Genomic DNA, 15,323 nt, shown 5'->3' with positions numbered 1-15,323 from the left:
GCTCCTGAACCAACTACAATATCTACGTTTGGTGTTCCATCTTCTTTAATAGCATTTTTCATAAATCCTGCAACATCTCCTGATGTGGTTGCTGCCATTACACCACTTGCTAATGCGGAAGCTACCATAGCCCCTCCAACTGCAATTGCACCAATTTTCTTTAAACTCATAGCCATATATATTCACCCTTTGATTTTTTAGTTTTTATATTCAACCTTATTTTGACTTTTGACTTTTTAATTCTTTCACGATAATACCTTCGACATTTTTGATATATATACCTTTCCATTTGAAACGGTTGTAACAATGGTTTCATGGCATTAAACCTTATATATTAATCTTAATCTAAGAAAGAACTATTTTAAGAAGATGTATTCAAAAACAAAAAAGTTGCAAATATTTGCAACTTTTTTAAATGGATTAAAATAAATATTTATAGATTTATATTGTCGGATATAACAAACTTAAATCTACTCCTAAAATATACCTACTCAACTTCGTTGAGTAGGTATCAGATTTGGGGATCGGAGTGAGCGAAGCGAACGAAGAGCTACAAAATCCCGAAGGGATTTTGTTCAATCCAACACCTCTCGACAAAAACCTTTGGTTTTTGTGAATCGACAAATTTCCTTGAAATTTGTCTCGATCAGCGAATCCCTTGGATTCGCTTCGACAGCAAATCGAGATTTGCTTCGATTTATAAAGGGGTTGGAGATATATATTAAAGTTTTTTTATCTAGTAATTCCAATGTTTTTTGCTGAGCTCTACCAACACATCAAATTTATATTTAAGTTATTCAATTTATCGAGCTCCGTAGTATTACCAATTAATTGAAAATATTTAATCCTCATTTTATATCTATTCATCCACGTAGTAGTATTCCCCAATTTCCTTTTGATGCAAATCTCTTTGGCTTCCTTCCTTGTTAACCCTTGGTCTTCCAGTATCTGGGTCCCTTCTAAATGTGATATTCATTTCTTTTAAAAACTTATTTGCTCCATCTCTTTTCTTCAGTGGGGCAGAACCTTCTCCCCAAATTCCTGGCTCACCACTAAATACTATAAATCTATCTGAAATGTAATCTTGGAATAATATATCGTGGTCAACTACAAGCATTGCAGCTTCTTTTTCGTCTGCCATTCTTCTGATAACTCTTGAAACACTTAAACGCTGTTCAACGTCTAAAAATGCCGAAGGTTCGTCTATAAGGTATATATCTGCATCCCTACTTAAGCATGCTGCAATGGCAACCCTTTGTAATTCCCCACCTGAGAGGTCTTTAATATTGAAATCCATTATCTTTTCTAAACTTAATGGTTTAATTATTTCTGATTTATAGAATGAAGTGTTTATGTTGGTTATAGACCTCAGTAAATCCTCAACTGTACCATCATAATCAGAGACTATGTACTGTGGTTTGTATGAAACTTTTACATCATCCCCTGAAATACTTCCTTCATCAGGCTCAACAACTTTTGCAAGCAGTTTAACAAATGTAGTTTTACCTATACCATTTGGACCAAGGATACCAACAACTTCTCCTTTATATATTTCTCCACCTTCTACAGTTAATTTGAAATCTCCCAAGGTCTTTGAAACTTTTGAATAGTTTAAAAGCAAAGGTCTGTTTGAATGGTCTATAGGTGGTCTCTTTTCAAATACGATTGGATTCTTTCTGAACCTTATGTTTTCTTCCTTTAAAAATCCATCCAAATACGTGTTTATACCTACCCTTGTTCCCCTTGGATGAGCTACAACCCCATAGGCTGAAGGGGTACCATATACAATATGAATATAATCTGAAAGATAGTCTAAAACAATTAAATCGTGTTCAACTGCAACGACCTTTTTATTTTCACCGATATCTCTTATAACTTTTGCAACATTGAACCTCTGCTTAACATCAAGCCATGATGTAGGTTCGTCAAAGTAGTAAATGTCTCCTTCTTTTAAACATGCAGCTGCAATTGCCACTCTCTGGAGCTCACCACCACTAAGTTGATCGAGCTCTCTGTCCAACAGTTTATTCAATTCCAACTTAGTTACTATTTCATCAAAGAGTCCTTTTTCATCTACCTTTTTTAATAAATCTCCTACTTTTCCCTTAACAACCTTTGGAAGAGCATCGATATACTGTGGTTTGTGAACAGGTTTAATTCCTTTGTTTCTCAATTCTTCAAAGTAACTCTGCAATTCAGTACCTGCAAAGTACTCCTTAACCTTATCGTAGGAAACCTCTTCATCCAACTTATTCAAGTTAGGTATCAATTCACCGCTTAAAATTTTCAATATTGTAGATTTACCTACACCGTTAGGACCTAATATACCAACTACACCATCTCTAGGAGTTATCAAACCATAAAGCCTGAACCTATTTTTACCATAGGAATGTACTATTTTATCATCTGTTAGTTCCTCAGGTAATCCAATAATATTGATAGCTTCAAATGGACATCTTTTAGTACAGATACCACATCCACCACAGAGCTCTTCTGAGATTATTGGTTTCCCAAGACTTTCATCCATAACTATAGTTTCTTCACCCATCCTAACTCCTGGACAGTACTTCATACATTCCAAAGAACACCTTCTTGGCTGACATCTGTCATAATCTAAAATAGCCAATCTCATTAACATCACCTTAATCAATTTTACACATCATCCAAATGTAAAGTTAAAAAAATAAAATTACTTTAATTCTTTTTGTTTAGCGTAGTTAACAAGCCCTCCTGCACTTAATATATCACACGCCAAACCTTTAGGAGCGCTACATTTGATTTTCTTAATTATTGTCCCTTCTGTATCTTCAATTTTTATTTCCTCGTTTTCTAAATCTATCTCGATAGTATATCCATCTTCAACGTGTTTTTTTATTCCTTTGCATACGATAGGGATTAAACCTATATTTATACAGTTTCTATAAAATATCCTTGCAAAACTCTCAGCTACAATGGCCTTAATTCCACAGTACTTAATGGAAATTGGTGCCTGTTCTCTTGAGCTCCCACATCCAAAGTTCTCTCCAGCCACTATTAAATCTCCTTCATTAACTCTTTTTGGGAAGTCTTCATCAATCCCTGCCATGCAATGTGAGGCGAGCTCATAAACATCTGTAGTTTTTAAATAAGCTCCTGGAATTATTGCATCTGTATCAACGTCATCTCCAAAAATATGAACCTTACCTTTTAATTTCATATTATCACCTTTTACGAGCGAAGCGAGTAAATTAGCAAATCTATGATTTGTGTATTTTACGAACGAAGTGAGTAAATCAGCAAATCCGAAGGATTTGTGCTTTTAAAAATATTAAACGAAAAACCGTTAATCCTATGCTATAATGTTTCGTCTATGCCATAAATATATGAAAACCGAAGTTTTCATAAGTTTCAGTTACTTGATAAAATAGGCCAATAACAAAATATAAAACGATATAGCTTAAATATTTCTTGTAATTTTTTGATGGGATGAACGTATTTCTTATTAGAATAATATATAATAATAAGTGACATATAAATAATCAATACATGTTGAAAAGCATATAATTTAAATATATTGCAACTTTTGCCAATATATAAATTTAATCCTTCATTTGGTGTTATCATGGATGTCCTTATAGACCTAAACTACAGCTCAGAAGAAAAATGCCTGTATTTGTACTTAATCAATGAAATGTGCCGACCCCTACAACACATCGAAGCAAATCCGAAGGATTTGCTGTCGAAGCGAATTTCAAAAAATTCGCTGACTCACGAAACCGAAGGTTTCGTCGAGACTTACGAAAACTCGAAGAGTTTTCGTCAAGTTTTAAAAGAAAAAGATTTTAAACCGTATTTTTATGTTGATGCAGATATAAATGATATAAAAAGTTTTTTAAAAGAAAAAGAACTTTCTGATCTTGTGGAAAACATAGAAATTGTAAAAAAAACTATTTTAAAGGATATTAACGACAGTATGGATAGGATAGTTGAAAAAGAATTGTGCAAAATAATCGTAAAATATCCAAAGGATGTTCCAAAACTTAGGGCCCTGAAGGAGATTGGGGTAATATACGAACACGACATACCATTTACAAAGCGATACCTAATTGACAGCGGCATAGTTCCAACTGCCTACTTTGATTTTAAAAATAAAAAAATAATTAATAACAATATACCAAAGTTAAAGGCAATTTCCTTTGACATGGAAGTTTATTGTGAAGGGGGAGAACCTGACCCAGAGAAGGATCCAATTTTAATGACTAGTTTTTGTTCAGATTTGAGAAAAGTTATAACATATAAATCCTTTGAACATGAATACGTCGAGCTCGTAGAGGATGAAAAGGAACTAATTAAAAAAACAATTGAAACACTTAGAAACTACGATATAATATACACATACAATGGGGATAACTTTGATTTTCCATATTTAAAGAAAAGGGCAAAATACCTTGGAATAGATGTTAATTTGGGAAAGTCCCCTTCAAATCAAGTTTGCGAAGAAAATAAACAACTTTATTATTCAATTAACAACGAGGACATAAAGATTTCAAAGGGTGGGATGCACTTAAGGAGCTACATACCAGGAAGGGTTCATATCGATCTATATCCCATCGCAAGGAAACTTTTGAACTTAGCTAGATACAAGTTGGAGGATGTGACTTTCGAGCTCTTTGGAATAAATAAGTTGGAAGTTGGGCATTCAAATATAGCCCGCATCTGGAATGAAAAAAATGAAACCTTGGTGGAATACTCCTTTCAAGATGCATATTATACCTATAAAATTGGAGAATATTTCTTACCTTTAGAAATAATGTTTTCAAGAATCGTAAATCAGACGTTATTTGAAATAAGCAGAATGAGCAGTAGTCAGATGGTGGAATATCTTCTGTTAAAAAACTCATTTAAAAACAATTTTATAGCACCAAATAAACCTTCAAACAGAGAATATCTAAGAAGGATAAGAGAAAGGTATGAAGGGGGCTATGTAAAGGAACCTATAAAGGGGATTCACGACAGCATAGTTTCAATGGATTTCAAAAGCCTTTACCCGTCCATAATAATTAGCCATAACATAAGTCCAGATACCATCGATTGTAAGTGCTGCGAACATGAAGCTGAAAAAATACTTGGTCATTGGTTTTGTAAAAAAAGAATAGGTATTATTCCAAAAACATTAAAGGATTTAATTGAAAGGAGAAAGAAAATTAAAACGATTTTGAAATCCAAGCAGGATAAAATTTTATTGGATACGGAAAATCCGAAGGTTATGGATGAGGATACAAAATCTACCGACGAGTATTATGACCTACTGAATTACGAACAGAAATCTTTGAAGGTTTTGGCAAACTCAATCTATGGTTACTTAGCCTTTCCAAGGGCAAGATGGTACTCAAAGGAATGTGCAGAAGTCATAACATATCTTGGAAGAAACTACATTCAAAAAACCATGGATGAAGCTGAAAAATTTGGGTTTGAAGTAATATACGCAGACACCGATGGATTTTATTCAAAATTAAAAAATAACAATACGACCAAAAATAAAGATGAATTGATAAATAAAACCTATGAATTTTTAGAAATTATAAACCAAAAACTCCCGGAAAGTATGGAATTAGAGTTTGAGGGGTACTATAAAAGAGGCATATTTATCACAAAAAAAAGGTATGCATTAATTGATGAAAGGGATAAAATAACAATTAAAGGTTTGGAATTCGTTAGAAGGGATTGGTCTAACATTGCTAAAAAAACCCAAAGAAGAGTTTTAGAAACCTTACTCAAAGAAGGAGATGTTGAAAAAGCCAAAAAGGTAATTCAGGACGTTATAAACGATTTAAGAAATGGAAAAGTAGATAAAAAAGACTTGATAATATACACGCAGCTGACAAAGAATATAGACGAGTATAAAACCACATCACCACATGTTGAAGTTGCCAAAAAAATAATTAAAAAGAAAGGCAGGCTAAAAGTCGGAGACGTTCTAGAGTATATAATAACGAGTGGAAATAAATCAATAAGTGAAAGGGCTTTTTCACCTGAAGATGCAAAGGACTACGATATAAACTATTACATTGAAAATCAAGTTTTACCGCCTGTATTGAGAATCATGGAATCCTTAGGCATATCAAAAGATGAACTTAAAAACTTGGATAAACAGGTGACTTTGGATAGATTCTTTTAATAAAAATAAGGGATAAAATGAAGGTTAAAGCTTTAGAGGTTGGATTTAACGTATTTGCATATGGAGAATTGATGAAAGAAGAGAGATTAAAGGAGTTAATAAATAGGGTTCCAAAAATGAAAAAAGGAAAAGTTTTTGGATTTGAAAAGTTTTTTGATGATAGTATTGGTTACTACGGTGCAAGGGAAAAGAAAAACAAATTTATTGAAGGGATTATTTTATTTGGTATAACTGAGGATGAATTAAAAATATTTGATGATTACGAAGATGAAGGCATTTACTACATAAGGAGAGAAACAAGTGCCATTGATGAAGAAGGTAATGAATATTCTGTTTTTATATATTTAAGGAAGGAGGACTAGATACATATGAGCAACATGATTTTAATAGAAAACCTTTCATATGTGGTTGATAACGATTTAAAGACCTATAGAAACTGCGATATTTTAATAGAAAAAGTAGAAACTGATAACAAACCAAAAACAAATAAAACAATAGGCAAAAATCTTGTTGAGAAAAAAAATTTAAACAGAAAAGACCTTAAAATCATAGACGGAAGAAATAAATGTGCTATACCGGGATTGGTCAATACACACACCCATATTCCAATGACACTTTTAAGGGGAATTGCAGACGATATGATTTTACAGAATTGGCTAAATGAAAAGATATGGCCAAATGAAGCAAAATTAACTAAAGAAGATGTTTATTATGGCTCCATCTTAGGATGTCTAGAGATGCTAAGGTTTGGAGTTACGACATTTAATGAAATGTACTTTTTTTCAGAGGAGATTTTAAAGGCTACAAAAGAAATTGGATTAAAAGGAGTTATCGGCTTTCCAATAATCGATTTTGGAACACCTGAAAATAAAAGCCTTGATAAACTCTTAAAAATGGCAGAAGATTTTATTTCAAAGCATAATGATGAAAATCTAGTTAAACCTGCAATCGCACCACATGCTCCATACACTTGCTCAGATGAAACCTATTTAAAATGTAAGGAAATGGCTGACGATTACAATACCTTATTACATACTCATTTATCTGAAACAAGGTATGAAGTTGTTGAAATGGAAAATAATTTAAAAACCCGTCCAATAGAATATTTAGAAAAAATAGGGGTTTTGGATAAAAATGTTATAGGAGCTCACTGTGTATGGATTACAAAGGATGAAGTTAGAAAACTGGCAAAACATGATGCAAAAGTTTCCCACTGCCCAACAAGCAACATGAAGTTGGCAAGTGGTGGAGTTATGCCCCTTGTTGAAATGCTAAATGAAGGGGTAAATGTTTCTATTGGAACCGACGGTCCTGCAAGTAACAACAACTTAGATATCTTAGAGGAAATGAAAGTAACGGCATTACTACACAAAGCACATAGATGGGACCCAACAGTTGGGGACATAGATGCAGTTTTAAAAATGGCATTTAATAGCGACATACTAGGATCTGAAAACAACGATATCGTATTGATAGACCTTAATGCACCACATTTAAGACCTGTTAACAATATAAAATCCAATATTGTTTATTCTGCAAATGGTAATGATGTTGATACAGTTATAGTTGAGGGCAGTATTTTAATGGAAAACAAAAAATTTAAATTTGAAGATAAATTTTTAAATAAGGTATATGAAAATGTAGAAAAAATAAAAGAGAAGTTCAACTAAAATTTATAACTGTTAATTAATAAATATAGTATTATAGATATAATCCCGGTGAATATTCAATGAAAATAGACATGCATGTCCACACCATATCCTCCAAATGCTCCATAAATCCAATAAATATTTTAAGAAAAGTTTGTTTAAAAAAAGAAATCATACCAGTTATAGCAGACCACAACATACTAACAAAGGTGGATTTTGGAATTCCAGGGGAAGAAATTGCAACAGAGAGAGGCGAATTTATTGGAATGTTCTTAAACGAGCAGATAAACGAAAAGGATATTTTTGAGGCATTTGATAAAGTAAAGGAACAAGGAGGCCTTATCTATCTTCCCCATCCGTTTGATATAAAAAGGAAAAGATCTTTGTGTAAGTTTAATAATTTAAATGATCCCGAATTTACAAAGAAAATTGACATAGTTGAAATTTTTAACAGTAGATGTATTGACAACCAACCTAACGAACGGGCATACGAATATGCAAAGAAAAACAAAATGTTAATGGGAGTTGGAAGCGATTCTCATTTTCCATGGGAAATAGGAAATAGCTACATGATTATAGACGATTTTGATATTGACAATCCCAAAGAGTTTTTAAAAACTTTAAAGAAATCCAACAAATTAAACTACCATGGAAAGTTAGGAAATCCTTTAAACATGCTATTTTGTAGTAAGCTTTCTAAAAAAATTAAAAAATTAAAATGTGATTTTTTATGGAAGATATAAGCTGTTGTGATTCTGATAAATTTATTTCAAAAATTTCAGAAAGGTTGAAAATAAGCGAAGAAGATTTAAAAAAAGGCTTTATGAGAAAGATAATAACAACAGACGAGTATAAAGGCACCAAAATATTGTCATTCAAAAAGAAATTAAAACATATTGAAAGGGGCACCATCGTATTTTTAAATGATAATATTGAGTACATCATGGGTTATCCAAAAATTAGAAGAGCCATGACTTTGTATCCCACATTAAAAAAGTACTTTATAGATAAAATTGTTGTAGAGGAGAAGTTAGACGGTTATAACATTAGAATAGCCAATATAAATGATGAGGTAATTGCAATTACAAGGGGAGGAAAGATCTGCCCATTTACAACAAAAAAAGTTTCAAAATTTCTATCAAATAGTATAAAAATATTGGATGATTATCCTGATTTAATGCTTTGTGGGGAAATGGTAGGTTTAAACAATCCTTACGTATCCCACTACTATCCAGAAGTTGATAAAGAATTGAGTAATAACGAATACGAAAACTTAGGATTCTATATTTTTGACATAAGAAATAAAGAAACAAATAACCCACTTTCAATTAATGAAAAGGAAAAAATGCTTAAAAAGTATAATATTCCTTATGTAAAACCTCTTGGAATATTTGATAAAGAAGGAGCTCATGAAAAGGTTAGAGAATTAATTGAAACATTGAGCAATGAGCAAAGGGAGGGGGTAGTATTAAAAGATCCAGATATGGCTGTTGAACCTATAAAATACACTACCCACTATACTCAATGTAACGATTTATCAGTAGCATTTGAATATATGTATGACTTAGGAATTGACTTTATGTTTAGCAGGATCGTTAGGGAGGGGTATCAATCTTTTGAATTTGGAGAAAATGAAGAAGAAATGGAAAGAAGGGCACTTGACTTAGGAAAGTCTATACTGTATCCAATGGTCAACAGCATAAAAAAAGTTTCACAAGGCGGAACAATTTCAGAAGATTTTGAAATATTCATGGATAGTGAGGAAGATATAGCCGAGTTTGTAGCATATTTAAAGAAATTACATATTAATTTCACGATAAAGAATAAAGAAAAAATAGATAATGGGATTTATAAGGTAAAAATAGGTAGGATATACAGTTCAACAAATGACAGAATCAAGAGCCACTTAAACGGAAATCTCTGGTAACCATAACTATATATTGAATTAAATATTATTTAGATTAGTTATGTTTAAGATTGTTTAATAATTTATTATCTATATCAAAAGCAAAAACATCCAATGATGAGAGTCATCCCTGCTGATGCTGTATATGATGAGACCTGGGGTAACTGAGGATGTTTTTTTATTTATTTTGATGCAACTTTTTTGTAAATTAAATTTAAAAAAATAAAAAAGAAGATTTATTCAAGTTTTATTCAAGTTCTCCCATCATTTCTGAAAATGCATTTTTATATGCTTTAGATAGTTTTTTAACTTTTAATTTAATTATTTTTTCGCCATTTAGTTTTATTTTTAATTTTTCACCGTGGATTTTTCCAATAATGTATCCACCAGTTTCTTTTAAAACTTCTTCTGCGTTTTCTTCACTTACTGCAAGTATGATTCTTCCGGATGTTTCGGAGAATAGGAGGACATCTTCTCTTAAGTTGTTCTTGTTGTAATCCGCGAGCTCTAACTTTGCACCGATGTTGTTGCTTATGCACATTTTTGCAAGAGCTACGGCTAAACCACCTTTTGAACAGTCAACAGCTTCATTAATTAAACCTTTGTTTATTAACTCCACCACTTTTTCGTAAATCTGTTTTTCTTTCTCTAAATCCACTTTTGGAACTATTCCTTCTTCCGTATTATGAATTACTTTGTAGTACTCACTTCCGCCCATTTCATCCTTGGTTTCGTTTGTGATGATTAAAATATCCCCTTCTCCAGCTTTTTTAAATACTCCTGGAACTTTTTCAACATCCTCTATAACACCAACTATACTAATTGTAGGTGTTGGGTTAATTGGATAATCTTTTCCATCTATTACCGTTTCGTTGTAGAGACTTACGTTTCCACCTACAACAGGTATGTTGAAAAATTCTGCCCCATCTGCCAATCCTTTTACAGATTCTTTTAACTGCCAGAACCTTTCTGGTTTCTCCGGGTTTCCAAAGTTCAAGTTGTCAAGCATTCCTATAGGTTTTGCCCCAACTGTTGCCAAATTCCTGACGCTTTCACATACTGTGTTTAAGCTTCCTTCGTAAGGATTTAATTTACAGTACGTGGAGTTGCAGTCTGTTGTTATGGCTATTCCTTTAGGGTAACCATCTATTAACCTTAAAACTGCTGCATCTTTTCCTGGTTTTACCACAGTTCTCAACTGAACTTCGTGGTCGTACTGCTGGTATATCCATTCTTTTGAGTTAATATTTGGACTCTTCAACAACTTCAAAAGAACTTCGTTTAAGTCTTCAGGCATTTTTATTTCGTCTTTGTTGTCAGGGGTTTCTTTTAAATCTTCTTTTTCTTCCCTATCCAATAAAGTAGCTTCACAGAGAAGTTCAAGAGGTAAATCTACAACGGTTTCTCCATTCATCTTTGCAACTAGTTTTTTTGTATCAGTAGTTTTACCGATTACAGATGCTGGGAGCTCGTATTTTTCAAATATTTTAATTACTTCTTCCTCACTTCCTTCTTCAACAGCTACAAGCATTCTCTCCTGACTTTCTGAAACCATTATTTCATAAGGAGTCATTCCTTCTTCTCTTAAAATTACATTTTCTAAATAGAGCTCTGCCCCAACTCCTCCACTGTAACACATTTCAGAACATGATGAAGTTATACCTGCTGCCCCTAAATCCTTCATAGCTTTTATTTTTCCTGTTTTACATGCTTCTAATGTAGCATCTATCAAACATTTTTCAGTGAATGCGTCCCCAATTTGAACACTTGGTCTGTCTTCTTCACTTTCGCTTGTAAGGTCTTTTGAAGCAAAGGAAGCTCCTCCTATACCGTCTCTTCCAGTACTTCCAACCAATATTAAGGATAATCCTGGTTCTTTTGCACTTCCAGTTATTATCTCATCTTCGTTTACAAGTCCAATACATACAACGTTTACAAGGTTGTTGTAGTCGTAGGATTTATCAAATTCACATTCTCCACCAACTGTTGGGACCCCTATTCTGTTTCCGTAGTCCCCGATTCCCTTAACTACACCTTCAATTAACCATCTAACTTTGTCCTTTTCTTCACCTTCAATATCTCCAAATCTCAAAGCGTCCATTAATGCTATAGGTTTTGCATTCATTGAAATTATATCCCTAACAATTCCACCAACACCTGTAGCTGCACCGTTGTATGGGTCTATGTATGATGGGTGGTTGTGGCTTTCCATCGCCATTGCAATACATGTTTTACCATCTACTTTGATTATTGCAGCGTCGTCTCCTGGACCTACTACAATGTTTTGATTTTCCTTGATGGTTTTTCCAAACATTCTTAAAAGTTTTTTAGAGCTCCTATATGCACAGTGTTCACTCCAGAGGTTCTCAAACATTCCAACTTCAACATCATTTGGTTTTCTACCTAATTTTTCCTCAATATACTTTAAATCGTTTAGATCCATAGTGTTCCTCCAAAAATTTAAAATGATATTTGAATAATAACTTATGCATATTTAAATTTAATCAATATATTTAATGTGTTATTGCTTGGAAAGGCTACCTACTATAACATTGTCCTTTGTTCTCAGGATTCTAACTTTAACCGTTTTTCCTATAAGTTTATTTTCATTCTTATGGATAAAACCTTCGGTTTTGATACCTCCCTTTGGAGGACTTATTATCTGTATCAATCTATCTTTTGCAACCCCTATTACTTCTCCCTGGATTCTTCCGCCCATAACAACCTTTGCATTCACAACTTCGTTTATTTTAAATGGACATGGTAGTTTTTTTCTTCTATGGCTTCCAAAATCTTCAGATAATGAAACCCTGAGCTTAACGTTAATTCCTTTTTTCTCATATTCGTTTTCATAGGTTTTAAGTAAATCATAAAATTTTTTAAACTCCCAAATCCTCATTTTCTTTACTCGCCTTCCAAACTGGTATGTTAAACACAATTGAACCCCTAGGATAGGATTTTTCTTTTTTGTTAGCGGATTTATGATATTTTGAGGATTTTTACATTCTAAATCAACTGCATAATCAATTACTTTTTTAAATTCCCCATCGTTTACATTTGGCAGGAGTAATGGAGCTATTAAAAGATGGATTTTTGAATTCTTTATATATTCAGCCAATTCCAAGATTTTTTCGATTTTATAATCTCTTTTACCAGATAGCATCTTTGACATTCTCTCATCTAATGCATTGATGGATAGATTTATTCTATGCAATCCTGCCTCTTCTAATTCATCCACCAATTTATACGATAAATCCACACCATTGGATTGCATGGTCACGATTCCATTTCCCTCTTTGTTTATTTCATTTAAATCTTGAACTAAATCTGGTAACGGATGGTATAATGTAGGTTCTCCTTGACCGTCCAGGTGAGCTTCTATGTGTTTGTTGCCCTTGAACTCAACAATTTTTTTGTACTCTTCAACTAAATAATCTTTATCAACATAATAGTCGTTTTTTCGTGTTTTAGAATGTTTTCCTTCATCAACAGAACAGAATGGACAGTTTATGTTACATCCACTTAACCCTCTAACCTGTATAACGTTCGTACCCCTATCAATCAAACCAAAGGCAGTATGTCCTATTAATGGGATAGGTTGGAATATATAGTATGTTTTTCTACCTGTGGTTTTATTAACCAAATTTTGAGCTAGATTTAAAGAAATCGAATTCAATATACCTGACTTTATAGATTCAGCCTTTATTTTGGAGGGTTCAGAAATATTGCCCCCACTGAGCTCGTCATCAAACTCTTTTAGAATGATTTTTTCATCCAATAATTCCACATCATAGTTTAGGGGCACCTTACAGCAATAATTTTTATTTATTTCTAGCAATAACTCATTTTCAAGGGTATCAATATCGATACCTGTAATCATCTTAAACTGACTTAAATCCAGTGAAATATCTTGAAGATATGAACTATCCTTATGCCTATTTTCGTTTTTCATTTTTTTAGTTCTGTGTTTTTTCATGATAACCCACCATATGTGTATATATGTTTTATCAAACCATTATCAAAACTATGATAGTCAAATATTAATTATCAAACAACTATATTGTTTTACTGGTTATTGAACAGGTGATTGAACAAATTCCTATGAATTAGTTGAATAATCATAGGTTATTCAACTCTCAACAAAAACAAATGTTTTTGTGAGTCAGCAAATTCCTTTGGAATTTGCTTCGATCCCTGTAGCTTCGCTACAGTGGATGTAGCTCACCTTCGATTCTCTCAGGTGATTTAATGATAAAGGTTTTAGATGCTTCAGCTCTTATTCACGATTATAATCCAATAATTGAAGATGGTGAACACTACACTACAAACGGCATAATACAAGAGGTTGAATCAAAGAAAGATGTTGTTGCTTTAGCTTTAGAGTACGGAAAGTTAAAAGTACGTGAACCCCTTAATGAAAGTGTCGAAAAAGTAAGAGAAACTGCCGTAAAAACAGGAGATACTATATCCATACGTGATATTGAAGTACTTGCACTCACAATGGATCTAGGAGGTACACTTTATACTGATGACTATGGTATCCAAAATGTAGCTAAAAAATTACGTATTCCAACTAAACCTGTGATTACTGAAGGTATAAAGGGAAAGTTTGTCTGGAGAAAAATTTGCAAAGGCTGTAAAAAAATGTACCTAATAGACCATGACGAAGATATATGTGAAGTATGCGGCAGTGTTTTGGAAAGAAAAATGGTTAAAAATAGGTTAAATAACGTGAAAAATAACAAAGGTAAAAAGAAAGGTAAGAGGTAATCTAAGCAGTTATTGTTTCATTTTCTCTTTCTTTTTCCTTTTCGACTTTTTTCTCTTCTTCGGTTATAGTTTGTTCTTCAATTTCAACTTTTTCAGCTTTTTCAGGAGATTCGATAGATTTTTTTTCTTCATTTATTCTTCTAAAACTAATTCCCAACTCCCCTTCCAATTCAATAGATCCAACTTTAAATTTTACTATTTTTAAGTATTGTTTCAAATCCACCCTGATTATAAGCTCTTTATCGCTTAATGCGTTGATCATGCTTTCCAAATCGTCCATATTTTACCCCTAAACAGTTTTAAAATTCTATTTATTCTAATTTAATGTATGCATCCAATATTATTTATATTTTTTTGACAGTCAATTAAAAAATTAATATACATAATAGTTATTTAAATAATAATTTATAAATATTATATCAAAATTAAGATATATAATGAGATATTAAATATTTGGTGATACGATGGTTGTGAAAGTAGGAATTATCAAGTGTGGGAATATCGGGATGTCTCCAATTGTGGACTTAGCATTGGATGAGAGGGCAGATAGAAAAGATATAGATGTTATAGTTTTAAGCAGTGGGGCAAAGATGGGGCCAGAGCAAGTGGAAGAAGTAACTACAAAAATGGTAAATGAAGTAAAACCAGATTTTATAGTTTACATAGGACCAAACCCAGCTGCACCAGGTCCAAAAAAAGCAAGAGAAATTTTAAGTAGCTCAGATATTCCTGCAGTAATTATCGGTGATGCTCCAGGTTTAAAGGCAAAGGACGAAATTGCTGAACAAGGGCTGGGGTATATCATTATAAAATGCGACCCAATGATTGGTGCAAGAAGACA

At 32.7% G+C, this 15,323-nt stretch carries 13 protein-coding genes; 7 read left to right on the top strand and 6 right to left on the bottom strand.

Annotated features, from left to right (window positions below; all coding sequences use genetic code 11):
• The 3 genes from F555_RS09285 to hacB all read right to left on the bottom strand — a co-directional run.
• Window positions 1-170, bottom strand: a 170-nt coding sequence (locus F555_RS09285; RefSeq protein WP_281109937.1) for an S-layer protein, incomplete at its 3' end; no start/stop codon positions are given.
• 689 nt (window positions 171-859) lie between these two features.
• Window positions 860-2,632, bottom strand: coding sequence for a ribosome biogenesis/translation initiation ATPase RLI (locus tag F555_RS0101020; protein WP_018153369.1), 1,773 nt, complete (start codon window positions 2,630-2,632; stop codon window positions 860-862).
• Between the two features lie 57 nt (window positions 2,633-2,689).
• On the bottom strand, window positions 2,690-3,196 hold the full coding sequence (hacB, locus tag F555_RS0101015; protein ID WP_018153368.1) for a homoaconitase small subunit: 507 nt from the start codon (window positions 3,194-3,196) through the stop codon (window positions 2,690-2,692).
• A gap of 405 nt (window positions 3,197-3,601) precedes the next feature.
• Between hacB and F555_RS0101010 the strand changes: the two genes are divergently transcribed.
• Genes F555_RS0101010 through F555_RS0100990 form a run of 5 tightly spaced genes read left to right on the top strand, consistent with a single transcriptional unit; the run spans window position 3,602 to window position 9,733 of the window.
• Window positions 3,602-6,157 carry a DNA-directed DNA polymerase gene (locus F555_RS0101010; protein ID WP_018153367.1) on the top strand — a complete coding sequence of 852 codons (2,556 nt, stop codon included), beginning with the start codon at window positions 3,602-3,604 and terminating at the stop codon, window positions 6,155-6,157.
• A 17-nt stretch (window positions 6,158-6,174) separates the two neighbouring features.
• The gene (locus F555_RS0101005) at window positions 6,175-6,519 is read left to right on the top strand and encodes a gamma-glutamylcyclotransferase family protein (protein ID WP_018153366.1); all 345 of its coding nucleotides are present in this window, start codon (window positions 6,175-6,177) and stop codon (window positions 6,517-6,519) included.
• A gap of 15 nt (window positions 6,520-6,534) precedes the next feature.
• Window positions 6,535-7,827, top strand: a complete 1,293-nt coding sequence (locus tag F555_RS0101000; protein ID WP_026182893.1) for an amidohydrolase — start codon at window positions 6,535-6,537, stop codon at window positions 7,825-7,827.
• Window positions 7,828-7,886: 59 nt separating this feature from the next.
• Complete coding sequence (locus F555_RS0100995; protein ID WP_018153364.1) at window positions 7,887-8,549, top strand: PHP domain-containing protein; 663 nt, start codon at window positions 7,887-7,889, stop codon at window positions 8,547-8,549.
• Window positions 8,537-9,733 (top strand): RNA ligase, encoded by a 1,197-nt coding sequence (locus F555_RS0100990; RefSeq protein WP_018153363.1) that lies wholly within the window; start codon window positions 8,537-8,539, stop codon window positions 9,731-9,733. The genes F555_RS0100995 and F555_RS0100990 overlap by 13 nt, the downstream gene beginning before the upstream one ends.
• A gap of 226 nt (window positions 9,734-9,959) precedes the next feature.
• Here the strand turns inward: F555_RS0100990 and purL are convergent, their stop codons facing one another.
• A complete protein-coding gene (gene purL, locus F555_RS0100985) occupies window positions 9,960-12,155 on the bottom strand; it encodes a phosphoribosylformylglycinamidine synthase subunit PurL (protein ID WP_018153362.1) in 2,196 nt (731 codons plus the stop codon).
• A gap of 78 nt (window positions 12,156-12,233) precedes the next feature.
• Window positions 12,234-13,664, bottom strand: coding sequence for a radical SAM protein (locus F555_RS0100980; RefSeq protein WP_050559929.1), 1,431 nt, complete (start codon window positions 13,662-13,664; stop codon window positions 12,234-12,236).
• A 296-nt stretch (window positions 13,665-13,960) separates the two neighbouring features.
• Between F555_RS0100980 and F555_RS08880 the strand changes: the two genes are divergently transcribed.
• A complete protein-coding gene (locus F555_RS08880; RefSeq protein ID WP_018153360.1) occupies window positions 13,961-14,482 on the top strand; it encodes a type II toxin-antitoxin system VapC family toxin in 522 nt (173 codons plus the stop codon).
• 1 nt (window position 14,483) lies between these two features.
• Here the strand turns inward: F555_RS08880 and F555_RS08875 are convergent, their stop codons facing one another.
• The gene (locus tag F555_RS08875) at window positions 14,484-14,762 is read right to left on the bottom strand and encodes a hypothetical protein (protein WP_018153359.1); all 279 of its coding nucleotides are present in this window, start codon (window positions 14,760-14,762) and stop codon (window positions 14,484-14,486) included.
• A 184-nt stretch (window positions 14,763-14,946) separates the two neighbouring features.
• On the opposite strand from F555_RS08875, the gene F555_RS0100965 reads away from it, so the two are divergent.
• Window positions 14,947-15,323, top strand: a 377-nt coding sequence (locus F555_RS0100965) for a F420-dependent methylenetetrahydromethanopterin dehydrogenase (protein ID WP_018153229.1), incomplete at its 3' end; no start/stop codon positions are given.

The organism is Methanothermococcus thermolithotrophicus DSM 2095 (genome assembly GCF_000376965.1).
Lineage (GTDB): Archaea > AGJL01 > Methanococci > Methanococcales > Methanococcaceae > Methanothermococcus > Methanothermococcus thermolithotrophicus.
This window is presented reverse-complemented; position numbering and strand designations above follow the sequence as displayed.

Excerpts from the sequence above, each read along its gene's own strand:
- F555_RS08880 (WP_018153360.1), top strand. The coding sequence starts at position 13,961 with ATGATAAAGGTTTTAGATGCTTCAGCTCTTATTCACGATTATAATCCA.
- F555_RS0101020 (WP_018153369.1), bottom strand. The coding sequence starts at position 2,632 with ATGAGATTGGCTATTTTAGATTATGACAGATGTCAGCCAAGAAGGTGT.
- F555_RS0100995 (WP_018153364.1), top strand. The coding sequence starts at position 7,887 with ATGAAAATAGACATGCATGTCCACACCATATCCTCCAAATGCTCCATA.
- F555_RS0101005 (WP_018153366.1), top strand. The coding sequence starts at position 6,175 with ATGAAGGTTAAAGCTTTAGAGGTTGGATTTAACGTATTTGCATATGGA.
- F555_RS08875 (WP_018153359.1), bottom strand. The coding sequence starts at position 14,762 with ATGGACGATTTGGAAAGCATGATCAACGCATTAAGCGATAAAGAGCTT.
- F555_RS0100990 (WP_018153363.1), top strand. The coding sequence starts at position 8,537 with ATGGAAGATATAAGCTGTTGTGATTCTGATAAATTTATTTCAAAAATT.
- F555_RS0100980 (WP_050559929.1), bottom strand. The coding sequence starts at position 13,664 with ATGAAAAACGAAAATAGGCATAAGGATAGTTCATATCTTCAAGATATT.
- hacB (WP_018153368.1), bottom strand. The coding sequence starts at position 3,196 with ATGAAATTAAAAGGTAAGGTTCATATTTTTGGAGATGACGTTGATACA.
- F555_RS0101000 (WP_026182893.1), top strand. The coding sequence starts at position 6,535 with ATGATTTTAATAGAAAACCTTTCATATGTGGTTGATAACGATTTAAAG.
- F555_RS0101010 (WP_018153367.1), top strand. The coding sequence starts at position 3,602 with ATGGATGTCCTTATAGACCTAAACTACAGCTCAGAAGAAAAATGCCTG.
- purL (WP_018153362.1), bottom strand. The coding sequence starts at position 12,155 with ATGGATCTAAACGATTTAAAGTATATTGAGGAAAAATTAGGTAGAAAA.